The organism is Rhizobium sp. BE258 (genome assembly GCF_031457345.1).
In the GTDB taxonomy this organism is placed as follows: domain Bacteria; phylum Pseudomonadota; class Alphaproteobacteria; order Rhizobiales; family Rhizobiaceae; genus Rhizobium.
Map to the genome: position 1 here is coordinate 412,118 of NZ_JAVDWL010000004.1, position 14,466 is coordinate 426,583.

Annotated in this window: 15 protein-coding genes; 11 read left to right on the forward strand and 4 right to left on the reverse strand. The window is 60.4% G+C overall.

The window, feature by feature from the left end; all coding sequences use genetic code 11:
* Nucleotides 1-17: 17 nt before the first annotated feature.
* On the reverse strand, nucleotides 18-908 hold the full coding sequence (locus J2X43_RS16520; protein ID WP_310295400.1) for a HEPN domain-containing protein: 891 nt from the start codon (nucleotides 906-908) through the stop codon (nucleotides 18-20).
* 174 nt (nucleotides 909-1,082) lie between these two features.
* Between J2X43_RS16520 and J2X43_RS16525 the strand changes: the two genes are divergently transcribed.
* Nucleotides 1,083-2,111, forward strand: a complete 1,029-nt coding sequence (locus tag J2X43_RS16525) for a C45 family peptidase (protein WP_310295401.1) — start codon at nucleotides 1,083-1,085, stop codon at nucleotides 2,109-2,111.
* Between the two features lie 7 nt (nucleotides 2,112-2,118).
* Here J2X43_RS16525 and J2X43_RS16530 read toward each other — a convergent pair whose 3' ends face one another.
* Entirely contained in the window at nucleotides 2,119-3,288 is a 1,170-nt protein-coding gene (locus J2X43_RS16530) for a hypothetical protein (RefSeq protein ID WP_310295402.1), read from the reverse strand.
* A 129-nt stretch (nucleotides 3,289-3,417) separates the two neighbouring features.
* On the opposite strand from J2X43_RS16530, the gene alr reads away from it, so the two are divergent.
* The 3 genes from alr to J2X43_RS16545 are packed head-to-tail and all read left to right on the forward strand — an operon-like array spanning nucleotide 3,418 to nucleotide 6,204.
* Nucleotides 3,418-4,500 carry an alanine racemase gene (gene alr / locus J2X43_RS16535; protein ID WP_310295403.1) on the forward strand — a complete coding sequence of 361 codons (1,083 nt, stop codon included), beginning with the start codon at nucleotides 3,418-3,420 and terminating at the stop codon, nucleotides 4,498-4,500.
* A complete protein-coding gene (locus J2X43_RS16540; protein ID WP_310295405.1) occupies nucleotides 4,497-5,357 on the forward strand; it encodes a DMT family transporter in 861 nt (286 codons plus the stop codon). Before alr ends, J2X43_RS16540 begins: the two co-directional genes overlap by 4 nt.
* Nucleotides 5,347-6,204, forward strand: coding sequence for a TIGR01459 family HAD-type hydrolase (locus tag J2X43_RS16545; RefSeq protein ID WP_310295407.1), 858 nt, complete (start codon nucleotides 5,347-5,349; stop codon nucleotides 6,202-6,204). The genes J2X43_RS16540 and J2X43_RS16545 overlap by 11 nt, the downstream gene beginning before the upstream one ends.
* Here the strand turns inward: J2X43_RS16545 and J2X43_RS16550 are convergent.
* Together J2X43_RS16550 and J2X43_RS16555 are read right to left on the reverse strand one after the other, a co-directional pair.
* Nucleotides 6,181-7,005 (reverse strand): IclR family transcriptional regulator, encoded by an 825-nt coding sequence (locus J2X43_RS16550; RefSeq protein ID WP_310295409.1) that lies wholly within the window; start codon nucleotides 7,003-7,005, stop codon nucleotides 6,181-6,183. The two genes, J2X43_RS16545 and J2X43_RS16550, sit on opposite strands and share 24 nt — an antisense overlap.
* 61 nt (nucleotides 7,006-7,066) lie before the next feature.
* Entirely contained in the window at nucleotides 7,067-8,425 is a 1,359-nt protein-coding gene (locus J2X43_RS16555) for an MmgE/PrpD family protein (protein ID WP_310295411.1), read from the reverse strand.
* A 107-nt stretch (nucleotides 8,426-8,532) separates the two neighbouring features.
* On the opposite strand from J2X43_RS16555, the gene J2X43_RS16560 reads away from it, so the two are divergent.
* The 7 genes from J2X43_RS16560 to J2X43_RS16590 are packed head-to-tail and all read left to right on the forward strand — an operon-like array spanning nucleotide 8,533 to nucleotide 14,444.
* Nucleotides 8,533-8,847, forward strand: coding sequence for a (2Fe-2S)-binding protein (locus J2X43_RS16560; protein ID WP_310295413.1), 315 nt, complete (start codon nucleotides 8,533-8,535; stop codon nucleotides 8,845-8,847).
* The gene (locus tag J2X43_RS16565) at nucleotides 8,844-10,208 is read left to right on the forward strand and encodes an NAD(P)/FAD-dependent oxidoreductase (protein ID WP_310295415.1); all 1,365 of its coding nucleotides are present in this window, start codon (nucleotides 8,844-8,846) and stop codon (nucleotides 10,206-10,208) included. Before J2X43_RS16560 ends, J2X43_RS16565 begins: the two co-directional genes overlap by 4 nt.
* Entirely contained in the window at nucleotides 10,205-11,338 is a 1,134-nt protein-coding gene (locus J2X43_RS16570) for an FAD-dependent oxidoreductase (protein WP_310295417.1), read from the forward strand. Before J2X43_RS16565 ends, J2X43_RS16570 begins: the two co-directional genes overlap by 4 nt.
* Before the next feature lie 42 nt (nucleotides 11,339-11,380).
* Nucleotides 11,381-12,247 (forward strand): substrate-binding periplasmic protein, encoded by an 867-nt coding sequence (locus J2X43_RS16575; protein ID WP_405049615.1) that lies wholly within the window; start codon nucleotides 11,381-11,383, stop codon nucleotides 12,245-12,247.
* Between the two features lie 58 nt (nucleotides 12,248-12,305).
* Entirely contained in the window at nucleotides 12,306-13,085 is a 780-nt protein-coding gene (locus tag J2X43_RS16580; protein ID WP_310295421.1) for an amino acid ABC transporter ATP-binding protein, read from the forward strand.
* The gene (locus J2X43_RS16585) at nucleotides 13,078-13,728 is read left to right on the forward strand and encodes an amino acid ABC transporter permease (RefSeq protein ID WP_310295423.1); all 651 of its coding nucleotides are present in this window, start codon (nucleotides 13,078-13,080) and stop codon (nucleotides 13,726-13,728) included. Before J2X43_RS16580 ends, J2X43_RS16585 begins: the two co-directional genes overlap by 8 nt.
* Nucleotides 13,725-14,444, forward strand: coding sequence for an amino acid ABC transporter permease (locus J2X43_RS16590; protein ID WP_310295425.1), 720 nt, complete (start codon nucleotides 13,725-13,727; stop codon nucleotides 14,442-14,444). The genes J2X43_RS16585 and J2X43_RS16590 overlap by 4 nt, the downstream gene beginning before the upstream one ends.
* The last annotated feature ends 22 nt before the right edge of the window (nucleotides 14,445-14,466 follow it).

A 14,466-nucleotide genomic window follows, 5' to 3' on the forward strand; every position in this document is an offset into this window, starting at 1 on the left:
AGTGTCCTATAGGTTGTCTAGCTCAATCGCTCTGCGCAGATGTCCGCGACGAGTGCCTGAAGTGCGCCAACGCGTTGGACCACCCATTCGAGCTCGTCGGGGGCAATCGAATACTTGGCCGAGTAGCGTGCTTCCACATATGCACGATCGATTGTGGTGAAGCAGCGTCTCGCGAATTTCGTATCGCGTGGCCAGGCCTCGATCAGCCGTGTCTCTATGCGCTCGGCGTGGGATCGCAGGACTGAAAGCCGGTGCGATTTTGGACTGTATAGGGTGACCACCTGCAATACGCAGTGATAGAGGCGCTCGATAACCTGGTGGAGGTCGAACGCCGCCTCTTTGGAGTAGCCTCGGTTGATAGCTTCTCGCGCCAGCTCAAAGCGATGGACGGCGCTCGGATACCACTGGTAGAAGTTGCGCTGTGCTTCTTCACGAGCCTCCTCCGGGGAGAGCCGACGCGGAGATGAGAGCGGGTGGCCGGCGACTTCGTAGAGTGCGATGCCGTCACGGGCGATATCGATGAAGAAGGGGCGGCCGCGCGCCAGCTGATCATTCACCTCATGCAGCGAGTGCACGATGAAATTAACTGGCGTCTCAAGCTGCCTGGTGATCGTCAGTTCACGAATGAAACGCTCGGATGCGCCTTCCCAATAGTCGGAGCTTTCTGCTGCCGAATGCGAATTCACGACAATGAGGAGATCGTAGTCAGAGCGGTAGCCACTCTTGCGATCTTCAACCCACCCGCCACGGGCATAGGATCCGAACAGAATGATCTTGAGGATCTTTGCGCCCTTGAGCTCGGTCTTGAGCTTCGACTGGCGCGCTGCCTCGAATTCCTCGAAAAGGATCCTCGCGACTTCGGCAAGCTCTTCCTGCTTGCGCTGCGGCAGATGATCGATCCCGTTCATACCCTCTTCCAATCCGCGGCTGGTCTGCCCGGCCGACTCTTGATGGCGCGACCTTACACGAAAGGCGACGCCACGCTGCATTGAAGTTTCGCACAATCCACACGAGCAGCCGCTAGATCAACAGGAATATCCACAATATGGATGAATCTGTTGAAATTAATTCTGGAAATTTTCATGGCTGAGCAGATACCGGTCATTGTCCTGCGTGGTTCGCCGATGGAGCGTGGACGACAACACGGCGCGCACCTGCGCGGCCTGATCGTGAAGTCTATCGACAGCACCCGCCGTGCAGCCGGGCAGGGTGGCTGGGAACGAGCGCGCCTCAAATCTGCCGGGTGTATCGAGAGACTGTCGGCGACCTCGCCGGACATTGCTGACGAAATCCGGGGTATCGCGGACGGGGCGGCTCTTGCGCCTCCTGACGTCCTGCTGCTTTCCGCATTCGAATATCTTGGTGAAAGCCAGACCGGCTGCACATCGGCGGGGTTCGCGCGGGCCGATGGCGCTGTCGTCGGACAAAACTGGGACGCGCCTGCAGGCACCGAGCGCAATCTTGCGGTTCTTGTCCATGAGGGCCCCGACCGGCATCTCGTGATGGTAGCCTCGGCCGGAACTCTCGGTTGGGTTGGGATGAATGAGCATGGTCTTGCCTTCGTCAACAACGATCTGATCCTTGACGAGGCAGCGGAGGGTTTGCCGAGCCTTGTCATCCGTAGATTGATGCTCGATCAGAGAACCGTGGAGGGAGCTATGGCGGTGCTGCGCATTAACAGGCATATGTCTGGTCGCTGCTTCATGGTGGGCGATGCCTATGGCGGATTGCGCGTCGCTGAACTCGGACCGTCGGCTGGGGTCACGGACCGCCCTTTTCGCAGGACCGCCCACACCAACCACCCGCTCTTTGCCAAGCCGGCAATGTGGGAGGATATTGAAGCCGTCGCCCGCATCTATCCTTCGAGCCGCGGGCGCCTTCGTGCCGCACGCAGGTTCTCGCTCTCCAGCATCGACGACGTCAGCGAACTGCTGTGCGACCGCTGTGGTGCACCCGATGCCATCGCCAAAACGCCGTCGTCGCGCGAGCCTACCGGGACGGCATTTTCGGTGATCTTCGACTGCAGCCGCCGCGAGGCCCTGGTCGCACTCGGCCGGCCGGACCCCGCAGCCTACCGGCGCATCGCCATGATGCAGCCGGCAGGCGCCTGAGAAGAGATCAGCTCGCCTTCGCATCGGGCATTCCGTTTTTACGCGCGAAGTTCGCAAAATGCGCTGCCAGTTCCTCGGCGCGTGCTTCGCATTCATCCGGCCGGTAGGCCCTGAGGTCATAGCCGAGAACCTCGTGGAGAACGCCGGCGGCGGCGTCGGTGAAGCGGACCGTTCCGTCATCGTCGACATTTTCGATCCCATCGTATCGCTGGCACTCCCGGTTGATCGCGATTGCCGCGTCGAGCGTGAGCTTGGCGGGAAGGTCGACCAGCAGCCCGTGCTGGGACACCCTTACGGGATATCCGCCGACGAGGCCGAGCGGGCCGGGGGCGTGAACGACGTCGCCGGCCCGCCTTGCTATCGCAAGCAGCATTGCTGTTGCCGAGGATGCCGTCACCGACTGGCCAGCGAGACCTTTCACGCGGCGGAACCTGCCAGCGACCAGCGAGAAGAGCGTTTCGTGATCGATCTTCTCGCGTGGGACCTCCAGACCGTTTGCATAGATCGTCAGATGATACGGCGCACCGTCCGTGCCGCCGGTGCTGGGCATCCTGTAGCTGAGATAGTGATGCGCGAAGAACCGGACGTCGATCGATGATGGTGGCAGTGCCAGCATATGGGCGGCCGCCAGCCTTATCCCCGGAACGGCGTTTGCAATGTTCCCAATGCCGACTGCCGGCGCCAGGCCCTCGGCGGCAAGCGACGCGTTGACGACATCGGGATAGGATGCGTTGACAACGGTAGCGCTGGAATTGGCCAGCCGCACCGCCTTCATCAGTCTGCGGATCAGAACCTGGTGCATTGGCGTCCAGATGCCGCCGCGCGCAGCGTCGATGCGCTTATATGCATCCACGGGGAGCCCCGTGATGACCCACCAGCTGTGCAGGGTCGTGGCGTTGAAGATGATATCGGGCTTAACCTGGACAAGCCTTTCGGCGGTGGCTTCGATGTTCATGAGATTGATCGGCACAATCTCCACCGGCGGTGAGAAACCGAGGTTCATCGCGGTGTATCGCGCCAGATTGACGCGATGCAGCGCCTTCTCCGGATTGCGGGCGCCGACTACGATCTCGGCGCTCACGCCGCTCTGCAACAGAAAGTCCAGGACATCGCCGCCCAAAACTCCGTGACCGATGATCAGGATTTTCGTCTTGGTCTTGACTGCATTCTTCTCCATCGAAAGATCTCCTCTGCTCGCATAGAGGTCAAAAACCGTTTAGGCACTCAGTGATTGCATCATGCATGATCATGGTTTATTTTGCAATCGAAAGATGCTTTGAAATACGATACTATCTGGAGTGGCACAATGGCCAGCAGGCAGCCTACGCTTTCGATCGACCTGAAGGCAGTGCAGGAAAATCTCGCCGTCATACGATCGATGGTCGGCCCCGCCGTCGACGTCAGTGCCGTGGTGAAGAGCGATGCCTATGGCCTGGGGCTTGAACGCATGGTCGGGCCGCTGTTCGAGGTCGGTTGCAAAAGTTTCTTTGTCGCTGATCTGGGCGAGGCGGAGCGCCTTCGCCGCAAGCTTTCCAGGGTGGATATCGTTGTCCTTTCCGGTATCAGGCGATCTGATGCCGACGCTTACCGAAGCCGCCGCTTCATCGCGGTGTGCAGTTCACCTGTGGAAGTCTCGGTGGCCAATTCCGCCGAAGTCGCCTATGCGATGAACCTTGAGACCGGCTTCGGCCGGTTGGGGCTGCGCTTCGACGAAGTCCGCACAATCGTTCATTCCGATTTGGCACCACCGGCCTTCGTCATGAGCCATCTTGCCTGCGCCGACGACCCAGAAAGCAGGCGCAATGGATTGCAACGCGATCGCTTCATCGGAATGTGTGAAATGCTTGCGCCGGCGATTCCGCGTAGCCTCGTCGCATCGGCAGGCGTGTCGCTCGGCGCAGACTATCACTTCGATCGCGTGCGGATCGGCTCAGCGCTCTATGGGCTGAACAATGCCGGGCTCGATCCCAATCCTTTCGTCCCCGTGGTGCGCCTCAGCGCGTGGCTGATCGACGTGCGGCAGGTTCACCGCGGAGAAAGTGTCGGCTACATGGGCACCTTCAGGGCCGAGCGACCAACGCGGCTGGGCATCGTTGCGATCGGCTACAGACACGGTCTTGCCTGGCTGGTCGCCAATCGCCTGGTGGCGGAGTTCGGTGGCTATCTTGCGCCGGTCGTCGGCCGTGTCTCGATGGAATACTGTGCGATCGACTTGACCGACATCCCGGCCGCGCTTGCCCGCGCGGGCGGCCGGGTGGATTTCATCAGTCCGACAAGACCGGTGGAATGGATGGCACGGTCCGCCTCGACCGTTGCCCAGGAGCTTCTCGTCAGGATTGGTGGCGGCTGCAGCCGCAGATATCACATGCAATTTGGAGCGCCATCATGAGCTGGCGGCGCTTCGCGCAGATACAAGTCTTTGCCTCGGCTGCATGCTTCAGCACCGCGGGACTGTTCATGGGACTGATCGCTGCCGAAATCTGGACGGTCGTATTCTGGCGGAGCCTCTTTGCGTTCGCATTCACCTGTATCCTCATGACCTTCGATATCGGGCGCAATGTGGTGAAGCCCGATCGGGCAGGACTTGTCGCTTCAGGCCTTTCGGCCGGTGCAATGCTTGCTTTCATCGCCGCTCTTCGCCTGACGTCGGTTGCCAATGTCGCAGTGATCCATGGATCTCTGCCGCTGATGGCGGCGCTGCTCGGATGGCTCATCGTCAAGCAGCGCATATCGGCGTCAACATCGGCACTTTGCACAGTCGCCGGCCTCGGTGCTGCCGTGATCTTTTATGGTTCGGCATCCTCCGGTTTACGGCTTGCTGGCGACGGCCTCGCTTTGCTCATGACCCTCCAGATGGCGCTCATGACGATTGCATTCCAGCGGTCCCGGACACCAAGCCTGATGCTGGTGGCATTTTCGAATGGCCTTGCCGCTTCTGTCGCCGTGCTCTTCGCACCCGCGCTCGCTGTATCGCTGGAGACAGCGGCTATGCTTGCCTGCTTTGCTTTCGTGCAAATGACGCTCGGCCTTCTCTTCTATACCATCGGATCCCGCGTTCTGCCGGTAGCCGAGACTGCCCTGATCACGCTGGCGGAAGTGCCGATGTCAGTGTTCTGGGTATGGGTTGCATTTGGACAGATGCCAGGCCAGCCGACCGTCATCGGCGCTGGGATAATCCTGTCGGCCGTCCTCGTCTATCTGGCCGGGCCAGGCCGTAATCCTGGAGGTTTCTCCGATGCAGACTGAAAGGTTACCGGCGGAATGGTTTCTGAAGGATATCGTCCCCCTCTACCGCGGGATCATTCTCGATATATTCGGCGTTCTCCATGATGGGGTAACAGTTTTCGAGCCTGTCTATGAGACGCTCAGCAAGCTGAGAGCAGGCGGGATGCGCGTTTGCCTTCTCTCCAATTCGCCGCGGCGCGCCGCGGTCGTTTCCGAGCGCCTCAGCGAATTGGGGCTTGGCAGTGATCTTTACGACGGCCTGATCTCATCGGGAGAAATGGTCCATGCTGCCTTGGCGGGCAAGATACAGATCGCCGGGTTGCCAACGGGGCAACGCTATCTCCATGCCGGCCCGAGCGACTTGGCCGGACTTCTGGATGGCTTGGCGTTGAAGAGGGTTGCAGCGCCTGCCGAGGCCGATTTCATTCTGGCAACCGGCGAAATCGAACCAGGGACACTTTCATTGGAAGAAGCTGGCAAGCTGGGTTTGCCGATGGTTTGCGCCAACCCTGACCTTGAGGTGATCATCGCCGGGCAGCGGATAGTCTGCGCCGGTGCTCTTGCCATCCGCTACGAGGCGATTGGCGGCACCGTCATTCGCATCGGGAAACCCGAACTGCCGGGTTATGTCGCAGCACTGAGGGTTCTCGACTTGCCGGCGTCAGAGGTCGTCGCAATAGGCGACAGCTTCGCGACCGACATCGCGGGGGCAAGCGGTGCCGGGATCGCTTCGGCACTGGCGCTAACGGGAATCCATCGAGACGAGCTTCTGCGGGACGGCCTGCTTGATGTGGAGAGGCTTGCGACGCTCTGCGGAGAACATCGCTCCGTCCCAGGCTATATCTTAAGGCAGTTTTCCTGGACCTGACATATGCCGCTGAAGGCCATCGGCAAGCGGATTGAGCTGCCCCTCGATCTCGCGGATTTCCTTTGTCAACAGCTCGACCAGTTCCGGAACCCGTCCGGGCGTCAGTCTGGCACTTGTGAGGTTGATGGCGATCGAGGCGATCGCGTCACGGCCGGGTGGGAGAATCGGAACGGCAATCGACGAGATTCCGGCGACCAGTTCGCCATCGTCGATCGCATAGCCACTCTCTCGGATCTGCTCGAGCCTGTCCTTGATCTTTCGCGACGTGAACGTACCGAATGTCTTGTAGAGCATCGCATTGGTGTTGAGGATCACGTCGGCTTCAGCTGGGGGCAGGAAGGCAAGGATTGCCTGGCTTGCAGGTCCGATGCCCATCGGAATCTGGCCGCCGATATGACCTGTCAGGCTGTCGATCACGTAGCTCCCCTGCTGCCGGTCGACACAGACGGTATTGAAGCCGGCTCGCGCCATCAGGAAGACGGAGTCGCTTGTCGTCGCTGCCAGCCGCAGCAGAGCCGGGCGGGCGAGCTGGCGAAGTCCGGTGCCGTCCGCGGCCGAGGCGCCCAGGGCAAACAGCGCCAAGCCGAGGCGGTAACGTTTTGTCTCGCGCTCGCGATCGACCAGGCCGTGGCGCTCAAGCGCCGTAACGATGCGGTGCACCGTTGGTTGTTTCAGCCCCGATGCATCACCAATCGCCGCCATCGAGGCGCCGCCCTGTCCGGCCTCGCCGAGATATTTCAGGATGGCGACCGCCCGGTCGAGCAACTGGGTTCCGGTTGCCGAGATCTCGTCTTGCGCCATGCCTGTCCCCAAATCCGAATAGGAGGGGATTCCTTATACATCCGGGCGCCATTGTAAACGCCTAGGTGGATAAGGCGAGTGCTGCAAACAATGCCGGCGGCTCCTGATTGATGCCGAGCCCGGTGACCGAGCCTGCGATCGCGGACGATCTAACAGTCCCGAGCGCTGATGACAGGATCGCGAACTTGTCCATGAGATCAGCCGAAGAGAGCGGATTTTTCGGCTCGCCTTTGGGAAAAAGCACCTCGATCGAATCACGGAGACCTTCTGCGCCTATCGTCACGCGCGCCGGGGTCATATCAGGAAATGCATCGGCATAAGCGTTGGAGCTCGACAACGTGATGCGCCTGGCAAGTCCGATCACACGAGGATCGGAAAGATGGCACTGGTCCATTGGAAGCAGGGCGCGTTCCCCATGGACGAGGGCGAGGGCCACGCAGAAGGGAATGCTGTACTGAGCGGCTTCAACCGATTGTGGATCAGACTGGTTGGGCAACGTCAATGCGCGATCGAAGGTCTCAACCGACAGGTTCTGAATGTGCTCGGGATCGACAGCATTCCGAGCCGTCAGGGCAAGTGCACCATCTATTGCCGCATGCGCCCAGCGGCAGCAGCTGTAAAGCTTGAAATAAGCCTGTTCGATTGCCCAGATATCACCGAAGCCATTCAACAACCGCTGGCGCGAATACTGGTCGGGATCATCCAGGATGTCGAGCGGGCCACGGTGGCCGGCAGCGGCAAGTGACACCGCCATCAACCCGTTCGCGGTGGCCCAGGGGATGCCTTCCTTGACCGTGTGTCCGATCTTCGTCCAGCCCGTCGCCGCCTGTGACGTCGCTGTTTGAGCAGCGATTGCGATCGCATGGGCGATGACAGGTATCGACTGACCTGTCAGCCATCCAGTGGCGGCCGCAACACCCGGCCCGCACCAGAGGCCGGTATCGGTCGTACGCAGCCTATTGATGTCCCGTGCTGCCGAAATCCGCACGGCGACCTCATATCCGAGCGCGATTGCAGTCAGCAGCCGGTCGGCGTCGATGCTGGAGCCTCCAGCAATTGCAAGAATGCCCGGGACGATGGCTGCTGCCGGGTGACCTGATGCCTGACGATGGCCGTCATCGAGATCGAGTGCTGCGGCATATGTGGCGTTGACGAAAGCGGCTCCTGCGGGCGTCAGCGTCTCTCCGGAAAACCATACGGGTGCCGACCCTTGCCCCCAGATCGCCGCGGCTGCCCGTTTGGACGCCTGGCCCCCCTCCGTTAGCGCGCCCGCCGCCGCAACGCCCAGCGCGTCGAGAAGCGTTCGCCGCGATGCCGCATGCGTACTTTCGGGAACTCGGCTGATTTCGTTGCAACAGAAAGCCAGCGTCATGGCGGCCTCAGGCGAAGCAGCGGTACTCTTCTCGGTGGTATTCAACATTCGAACATCCCTCTATTGAACTTCATATTTTGGAAGTTTTGTATCGTTGACATCCATAATGTGGATATGTAGCCTGTCAACATCAAATCCGGGAGGGAGTTGAAGATATGCTTGGTGAGGACCGTTCCGGCCCGATGCGATTGCCGATTGCAAAGGCGGAAGAGATCACGATTACGGTCGATGGTGAGGCCTATGCAGCGCGTCTCGGAGAGACGGTACTGACTGCGCTTCGCATGGGACCCGGCCATGTCAGGCACTTCGAATTTGCCGCGGAGAAGCGTGCCGGATTTTGCCTCATGGGTGCGTGCCAGGACTGTTGGCTCTGGCAGGAGGATGGGCAGCGACTGCGCGCCTGCACTACCCGCGCCGAATGCGGCATGAGGCTCGCTACGGCGGCACCGGAGGAACGCTCGTGGAAATGACGGTAGTGATTATTGGCGCGGGCCCGGCGGGAATGGCCGCGGCTGCGACATTGGCGCAAGCAGGGCTGCGGCCGATCGTGATTGACGAGGGAGCGGCGCCTGGTGGGCAGATATTTCGCCGGCCGCAGCCCGAATTGGCGCGCAGCGCAGGCCAGCTTTATGGTTTCGATGCTGCGCGAGCAACAGCCTTCAACGATGCGTTTGCTGCTCTCGGAACGGCCATCGATTACCGTCCGCGGAGTCAGGTCTGGGCGGTCAGCGAAGGCAGGCTGTATCTTGCGAGCAAGGATGGCGCGTCAACGCAGCCTTGGACGCATCTCATCGTCGCGCCTGGCGCCATGGACAGGATAATGCCGCTCAAGGGCTGGACCACGCCTGGCGTATCCAGTCTTGGCGGCGCTCAGATCTCGCTCAAGGCTGAGGCTGCGGCTATCGGCCGGCGTGTGGTCTTTGCAGGTTCCGGGCCGCTGCTTTATCTCGTAGCCTATCAATATGCGAAGGCTGGAGTATCTGTCGGCGGTGTTCTTGAAACCGGCCGCCCCTTCGCGCAGCTCTCGGCTCTTCCAGATCTGATGTCGGGTGGAAAGGCCTTCGCCAGGGGCCTGTTTTACATGGCAGCTCTACGCGGCCGCGGCATTCCTCTGATGACCGGCGTGAAATTGGGTGAGGTTCTTCGAAAACCCGATGGCCAAGTGAGCGGCGTCACCTACCGTTGGCGCGGTCGCGAAAGAATTGCTGCATGCGACGCTCTTGCGGTGGGGCATGGACTCAAGGCCGAAACACAGATCGCCGACTTGCTTGGTCTGGATTTTGTTTTCAACGAGGTTCAAAGGCAGTGGCTGCCTGTGACGGATGAAGACGGCCGGTCGTCTGTTGCCAACATCTATCTTGCCGGCGACGGACTTTCGATCCGCGGCAGTGAGATCGCTGAGGCGAGCGGCCGGCTTGCCGCGGGTGCTCTCCTGCGGGATATTGGACGAGCTGCGCCTCTGTCGGCGGATCGGGACCGGCTTTCGATCAAAAAAGCCTCTGCCTTTCGCCAGGCACTCGACCGGACGTTTCCCTTTCCTGTTTCGGACGTTGCCAAACTTCCCGATGACGTTCTGGTCTGCCGTTGCGAAGGCGTCACTGCCGGGACGATCCGCCAGACCGTTGCCGCGTCGTCTGAGGTGGAGATCAACCGCATCAAGGCTTTTTGCCGCGTAGGGATGGGTCGCTGCCAGGGGCGCCTTTGCGCAGCCGCCGCTTCAGAACTTGTTGCCGCAGCCGCCGGTACCGATCTCCAATCCGTCGGGCGGATGCGAGGGCAGGCTCCCATCAAACCCGTTCTGTTGGCCGACATCGTCCGGAGCCAGTCATGACCGACATCTTCGATGTTGCCGTTATCGGTGGGGGCCTTGCCGGCTGTTCCACCGCGCTGCATGCCCGCCTGAAAGGTGCTTCCGTCGTTTTGATGGAGCGCGGCCGTTGTGGCGCCCAGGCGAGTGGCGTCAATTATGGTGGAGTCCGCCAGCAGGGGCGTCATGTGGCTGAACTGGCCCTGTCACGCCGCAGCCGCAAGATCTGGGCGGACCTCGTCAACTTGATTGGCACGGATTGCGAATTCGCTGCGACGGGGCATTTGAAGCTGGCGCGGGACGAAGCCGATCTGCGCGAGTTGATTGCCCACCGGTCTTCGCTGGCCGAGCATGGAATTGTCGCCGATATTCTCGATGCCAGGGATCTGAAACGGCGATTTCCCTATCTATCGGCTCGATTTGCCGGCGGCTCTTTTTGTGGAGAGGATGGACAAGCCAATCCCCGGCTGGTTGCACCAGCCTTTGCGCGTCGCGCGCGTTCTCTGGGCGTGGAACTTCGTGAAAATTGCCGCGTGGTGGCCGCCGAACAGATCGAAGGTGGATTCCTTGTCCGCGTTGACAATGCGCCACCTGTCCATGCGCGTCGATTGATCAACACAGCCGGTGCATGGGGAGCGGCGATCGCCGCGCAGTTCGGTGATCATGTCGAGGAAGCGGTGATGGCACCGAATATGTGCGTCACCGAGCCCATCGCACCGCTGATCGGGCCGAACCTCGGTATCTGCGGCGGGGGCATCTACATTCGCCAGGCTGCCCATGGAAGCGTTATTTTCGGTGCCGGTCTGGGCATCGCCGACCGGGAGCGGTTGCGGGCCAGGCCGCTTGCGGAAGTCACCATGGAAGCGGCAAGGGCGGCTGTCGACATGGTTCCAGAGCTCAAGAATGTTCTGCTCCTTCGTAGCTGGACAGGAATTGAGGGGCGTATGCCCGACGGTCTGCCGGTCGTCGGTCCAAGCCCGAACATCGAAGGCCTGTTTCACGCCTTCGGTTTTTCCGGTCACGGGTTCCAGCTCGGACCGGCGGTTGGTGCCGTGCTTGCCGAGCTCAGCCTCGATGGTCACTCGCCCACACCGATACCCGGCCTCGCGATAACCCGGTTCATCCGGGCGACCGCGCCTGCCGGCCAATCCTGAAAGACAACAAAGCGAAAGGGAACAAAGATGAATAATCGTCACATTCTAATGCTTGCCAGTGCCTTGGCTCTGAGCGTCGCGATCTTGCCTGGTATGACCTCTGCAGCCGAAAAGAACTACGAACTTGTCGAGCCCGATGTTTTGTCCGTCGCTATCACCGGCGACATGCCGGGTCTCGTTGCTCGCGATGGCAAACTGACTGGCTATGACGGCGACATTCTTCAGATTGCCGCCGAGAAGCTGGGACTGACCATCAAGCCGGTGCCGATGGAATGGTCGGGCGCGATCGCTGCCGTTCAGACTGGCCGCGTAGACGTGATCGGAGGTAATGTCGCGTGGACGAAACAGCGCGCCGAGACTTTGTCGATGAGCGACCCGACCGGTTATTTCCAGAATGGAATCACCTCTAAAAAGGATGCCGGTTGGCATACGTTGAAGGATCTGGAAAACCGCAAGGTCGGATCGATGACCGGTTTCTCCTTCCTTCCCGAATTACGCAAGGTCGCCGGTCTCGAATTATCGCTCTACGACAGCACCGATGCTGCCCTTCGTGACCTCCTTGCCGGCCGCATCGAGGCACTCGTTGGCGACCCGCCGGTCATCGACTACGCAATTTCCAAGAACCCGGACTGGGGACTCGTCAATCTCGCCTTTACGGACAACAATCCCGACTTTCCGCTCCTGACCGGTCTCGGGCGCCAGTATGTCTTCGGTCTCTCGAAGGAAAATACCGGCCTTGCTGCCGACCTCAGCAATCAGATCCGTGCGCTCTGGACCTCTTGCGAGGTCAGGGCCATCGGTCAACGCTATGGCAACGTCAGTGACGCGAATTACACGCCGTCGGCCGAGAATTTCAGGGCCGGTGTCGACCGTCCTACCGACTGGCTACCGCCGACCTGCACGAAGTGATCGCCTTTCGCGGCCGGGTAACCGGCCGCAGTCATCTCCATCAAAAAGGGAGGCCGCCATGCCCACCGATATCCTTCTTGAAGTCAGCAATCTCTGCAAATCCTTCGGAAGCCTCGCCGTTCTCGAAAACGTCTCGTTCAATCTGCGCCGTGGCGAACGTATCGCGCTGATTGGACCGAGTGGTTCGGGCAAGTCCACCTGCCTTCGTGCCATCAATTATCTGGAGCCTCCAACCAAAGGCGATGTCGTCCTGGAGGGGCAGGTGATCGGTCGCCGCCGCAACGGCCAGCAAATGAGCGACCGTGAGATGGCGCCGCAACGCGCCGAAATCGGCATGGTCTTCCAGCATTTCCATCTCTGGCCACACCTTTCCGTCAGCGAGAACATCGTTCTGCAGCCGCGCAAGGTACGTGGGATGAAAAGCAGTGACGCGCGCGCTCTGTCGGCACAACTTTTGTCCAAGGTTCACCTTGCTCACAAGGCTGATGAAATGCCGCAACGACTGTCTGGCGGCCAACAGCAGCGCGTCGCCATAGCCCGCGCATTGGCACAGCAACCCAAAGTCCTGCTCTTCGACGAGCCTACCTCTGCGCTTGACCCAGAGCTTGTCGGGGAGGTGCTGACGGTCATCAAGGAGCTTGCGTCCGAGGGCAGAGCCATGGTGCTTGTGACGCACGAGATCTCATTTGCACGAGAAGTGGCTGACCGGATCATCTTCATGGATGGTGGACGGATCGTCGAAGAAGGCGACGCCAAGGCGGTTCTCGATAATCCGCAGTCACCCCGTCTGAAACAGTTTTTGGCCAGCCTCCAGCTTTCTGGAGGTGGCCATGGATGACAAGCTTCCGGCGCTGATCGCCGATGCCCTTCTGTCGGGAGCTGCAATGAGCGTGAAGGTAGCGGCCGGATCCCTCGTTGTGGCAATGTCGATCGGCCTCGTACTTGCCGCAACGATGTTCCTGACGAACAATCATCTGCTTCACGCAATCATCCGTGTCTATGTTGAGGCATTGCGCAATGTGCCGAGCCTGACATTCTTGTTTTTGCTCTATTTCGGACTGGCGTCGCTCGGCATCAAGTTGTCCTCGATGACCGCGGCGGTTCTTGGCCTCGGCTTGATCGGGGGTGCCGTGTCCGTAGACATCTTCCGCTCCGGCTTCCGGTCCGTTCCACCGGGGCAGAGCGAAGCCGCTGCCTCGATCGGTCTGCCGCCATTCGCAGCCTTCCGTCTGATTGTTTTGCCACAGGGACTGCGCCTGGCACTGCCATCGATCGGCAATTATTCGGTCTCGCTGATCAAGGATACCTCCCTCGTGGCGGCAATTGCGGCGCCCGAAATCATGTTCAACGCCCGCCAGCTGGTCAATGAGACCTTCGAGACGGCAATCATCTACGGGAGCGCCGCCGTCGTTTATCTGATCCTCACGGGCTTGATGGCGCAATCCGTTCTTTTGATCGAGCGCCGACTGGAGACACGATGATGTTCTTCGAACCAATCGCTGAAAACCTTGCGGACTGGGCGCCAAGGTTGTTGTCCGGCTTGCGGCTGACATTGATGCTGACGATTGCCGGGTTCGGCGCGGCATTCGTCCTGGGACTTGTTCTGGAATACCTGCGATCGCGCCGTTCTTTTGCGGCACGACTGTTGGCGCGGCTATATATCACCGTTGCGCGCGGCGTTCCCATCCTGGTGATCCTTTATCTCATATACTTCGCGCTGCCTGGTGCCGGCGTCACGCTTTCAGCATTTGTAGCCGGCGCGACGGGTCTTGCACTCGTCTATGGTGCCTATCTCGCAGAGGTGTTCCGTGCCGGCCTGAGCGCGATCGCTCCGGGTCAACGCGAGGCCGCACTGGCCAGCGGACTAACCCCGCTTCAGACGTTTCGGCTTGTGCTGTTGCCGCAGGCCGTCCGGCACACAATCTCGCCCCTTCTCGTCAATCTCGTCTCGTTGCTGAAGGACAGTTCGATCTGCGCGCTGATTGCCGTTCCGGAGCTCACCCTGGCATCGCGGGAGATCATGTCGGAAAGCTTCCTGCCGTTGCAGGTGTTCGTATTGACCGCGGCGCTCTATTTCGGCCTCGCATGGCCGGCCTCGTTGATGGCGCGCTTCATTGAAGAACGCCTTCATACGCCAGGACAGCGTCGAGATCCGACGAAAACCCAAAATCTTGCACCCGAGGTGGTGCCGTCCTGAACAGCCGGACTGCGGTTCATAA